The sequence below is a fragment of the Streptomyces sp. KR55 genome (assembly GCF_052245645.1).
GTDB classification, from domain to species: Bacteria; Actinomycetota; Actinomycetes; order Streptomycetales; family Streptomycetaceae; genus Streptomyces; species Streptomyces flavusporus.
In genome coordinates, this window is record NZ_JBQQCE010000710.1 from 1 (window position 1) to 3,368 (window position 3,368).

2 protein-coding genes and 1 pseudogene are annotated in these 3,368 nt (G+C 73.5%); 1 reads left to right on the forward strand and 2 read right to left on the reverse strand.

What is annotated here, in order from left to right; all coding sequences use genetic code 11:
* A pseudogene (locus ACTWQJ_RS48735) lies at positions 1-404 on the forward strand (hypothetical protein); the annotation flags it as partial.
* Here ACTWQJ_RS48735 and ACTWQJ_RS48740 read toward each other — a convergent pair.
* Together ACTWQJ_RS48740 and ACTWQJ_RS48745 are read right to left on the reverse strand one after the other, a co-directional pair.
* Positions 384-2,168, reverse strand: a complete 1,785-nt coding sequence (locus ACTWQJ_RS48740) for a family 78 glycoside hydrolase catalytic domain (RefSeq protein ID WP_443312786.1) — start codon at positions 2,166-2,168, stop codon at positions 384-386. The pseudogene ACTWQJ_RS48735 and the gene ACTWQJ_RS48740 overlap by 21 nt on opposite strands.
* 25 nt (positions 2,169-2,193) lie before the next feature.
* On the reverse strand, positions 2,194-3,368 hold a 1,175-nt coding region (locus tag ACTWQJ_RS48745), incomplete at its 5' end, for a glycosylhydrolase-like jelly roll fold domain-containing protein (RefSeq protein ID WP_443312787.1).

Sequence of the window (3,368 nt, forward strand, 5' to 3'; positions counted from 1 at the left end):
TGGCCGCCGAGCTGGGAATCACCGTCGTCGCGGTCGATCCCGCCTACACCTCACGCTGGGGCGCCGAGCACTGGCAGAAGCCCCTCACCACGCAGCATCGCAAGACCACCCGTCACGACGCCGCAGCCGTGGCGATCGGACGACGCGCCCTTGGGCACCGCATCCGGCGACGGACGGCACCGCCCCCTGCCCACCAGAGCGATGGACAGGGGCATCGGACCGTCCAGGCCAGTTGTGGCGACCAGGGACGTGAGGAAACCCGCCCCCGCATCCCCGGACCACGGACACGATCCGTGCGTGCCGGATGCGGAGCGAACGCGGGGGACCAGAACGCCCAACACCGTTCGAGGTGTTCGGCTGAGCACGAGTTCCGGCACCAGGACTCACCCCCGCTCAGTCTTTAGGAACGGTGCGCCGACGTTGCTGATGGACTGGAAGGCGTGGCCGTCCTTCAGGCTCTCGGCGGGCAGGATGCGCACGGTGGTGCCGGCGGGGGCGGTGACGGTGATCTCCGGCCAGCCGGCGATGTTGCGGCCGAGGTCGAAGACGCGGCTGCCCTCGGCGCCCGGCACCTCGGTGCCCTTCAGGGTCTCCATCACCCGGACCGGTTCGGTCTCGCGGGCGCTGAGGACGGCTGGTTCCGCCGCGCTGCCGGGGCGTCCGAGGGCGACGGCCGAGGGCCAGGCGGAGTGGTCGCGGCCGGGCTCGTCCCAGCCGGGGATCTCCCGGCGGGCGTCGTGGTCCTCGCCGCCGTACCAGTTGGAGGAGGTCGTCGGGCCGAGGGTGGTGCGCCAGTCGGTGCCGCTGGTGATGCGGCGGACGGTGCCGTCGTCGAGGGTGATCTCCAGCTGGGCGACGAGCTTGGGGTCGCTGATGTTGCCGTACAGCTTGCGGTAGCGGTCGGCGGTGCTCACCACGTTGGAGATGCCGTTGCCGAGCGCGACGGCGAGGGTGTTGCCGCCGCGCCGCAGCCGCTCGGTGACGTCGTACGTGGCGTACTGCACGCGGTCGCGGAAGTCGGTGTTGGCGGGCTCGAGCACGGCGTCCCCGACGGGCTCGCCGTTGATGCGCGCCTCGTGGACGCCGAGCCCCGCCATGTAGAGGCGGGCGCTGCGGGTGCCCTTGGGGAGGGTGAAGTCCTTGGTGAAGAGGGGGAGGCCGGACGGCAGAAAGGGCTTGGGCGCCGGCTGCCCGGTGACCTCTGCCGCCCTGGTCCACGGCCCCTCGGCCGTGTCGGATGTGGACACCGTGTAGTCGACGGGGAAGTGGGGCACCCGGCCGTCGTCGGTGAGGACGTCGGCGCGCGGGTAGAGCAGGACCTGGTCGAAGGACTTGGCGGCCTTGAGGTCCAGGGTGAGCGTGACCGGGGACGAGGACACATCGGGGCCGGTGTGCTTCGGGCTCGCGTAGCCGGCGGCCCGGTCGAGGGCGCTGTTGGTGAGTCCGTCGACGGCGAGCGCGGGTTCCCAGATCTTGCGCACGGTCTCGGTCTCGGAGGCGGTGACGGCCGCGCCCTGCGCGTGGTTCACGTCGGGGGCGGCCGAGTCGCGGACCTCGATCTCGCCGAGCTGGAGGCGCCAGGCTCCGTCGAGCGGCGGGCCCAGCTTGGTGACGTCGAGCCGGACGTGACGGGCGGTCGTCCTCGGCAGGGTGACGACGACGGGCTGGAGCTCGTGCTCGCTCAGCCGCCACGCGTCGTGGGTGATCCACTGGGCGGACCAGTCCTGGGCGCGGGTCAGGCCGGTCTCGAAGACGGCGATGTCGCTCCACTCCGAGACGCGGGTCCCGGACCACAGCTGGACGCGCCAGTGGACCCGGTCGCGTGAACCCACCGCCCTGCCCGCGTAGACGGCGTGCGGCTCGGCGGAGCGGACCTTTCCGGAGTCCCACAGGTCGGGGTGTCCCCGTTCCAGCTTTGCCCTGCTGGTGGCGGCCTGGACGCGGTAGGCGCTCTGGACGACGTTCCGGCCGCGGCCGGCCGGCTGCCAGGTCAGGTCGGGGGTGGTGTCGTCGATGCCGAGGGCGCTGCGCAGGTGCTGGGTCCGCAGCGCGGTGACCCCGGCGCTGCCGCCCTGCGAGGCGGACGCGGGCAGTGCCGAGGGCACGAGGGTGACCAGCGCGGTCAGCCCGGTGGCCAGGATCAGCACGGGTCTGGCGAGTGAACTCATACCGGTCTCCATCCGGGATTGCGGGTCAGTGCAGGTCGGCGGTGACGGGCCGGCGCGGGCGCAGGAACACCGGGCCGAGCAGCCCGGAGGGCAGCGGCTTGTTGCGTTCGTTGGAGAGGGTGTTGGAGACGCGCACGGCGATGTGGTTGGTCCCGGGGCGCAGCGCGTCGGTGACGTCCACGACGTACGGGGTCCACAGGGCGGGCGGCAGGGCCGTGCCGTTGACCGTGACCTGGGCGACCTCGCGGACGGTGCCGAGGTCGAGGTGGAGGCGGCGGCCTTCGAGGGCGGCGGCGTCGAGGGCGATTCCCTTGGTGTAGGTGGCGCTGCCGGAGAAGAGCCGGGCGATGTCGCTCCAGCTGCCGAGCGGGCGTACGACGGGCTGGGCACCGTCCTGGTGGAGGGTGAGGGTCCAGTCGCCGTCGAGCGGGATCGGCTCCAGCGGGTCGGTGACGCGGACGGTGCCGCGGTAGGTGCGGCGGCCGTCGGTGCCGGTGAGGGCGTGGCTGCCGGGGCTCTCGGCCAGGGCCTCGACGCGGAGTGCGCCCCGGCGGCCGGTGACGGAGGTGACGGGCAGACTTCCGGCGTCGGTGAGGTGCGGGAGCTTCGGGGCCGGGTGGCGGAAGACGACGCCCACTGTCCGGTACGGCCCGAGCCTCAGCGGCACGCCCACGCCGTCCCGTTGCTCGCGGTGCACCGGCGCGGGCGCGGCCGTTCCCTCCTCCGGGTCCCACCACTCCGGGGTGCCGCGGGCCGGCAGCGTGGCCCAGGTGTCGACGGGCATCGCGCTCTCGTTGTTGAACAGGAAGGCGATGTCGCCGTCGCGCGTGGTGCGCAGGACGCGCACGGCGGGCGCCGCCGGCTCCAGGCGTGCCGCAGCGAACTCCCGGGTGACCGCGCCGAGTTCACCGGCTGCCGTGACGCGGAGGGCCCGACGGTGTCCGAACAGGTCGTCCAGGGCGCTCCGCAGTTCGTCGTCACGGCCGTCCACCTCCCGCTCCGGCAGCACGCCGACGGCCACCACGGTGCCTCCGGCGCGGGCGAAACGGGCCAGGGAGCGGACGGCCTCCGCCTCCAGGACGGGGGTCTCGGGCAGCACCACCAGGTCGTAGCGGGCCCGGCCGACGGCCAGCCGGTCGTCGTGGAGGCGGGCGTGGGGCAGCAGTTCGGGATCGCCGGCGAGCGCTCCCTCGTGGAGGA

What these genes read in the sequence shown, in the direction of transcription:
- ACTWQJ_RS48740 (WP_443312786.1), bottom strand. Translation starts at nt 2,168, where the DNA reads ATGAGTTCACTCGCCAGACCCGTGCTGATCCTGGCCACCGGGCTGACC.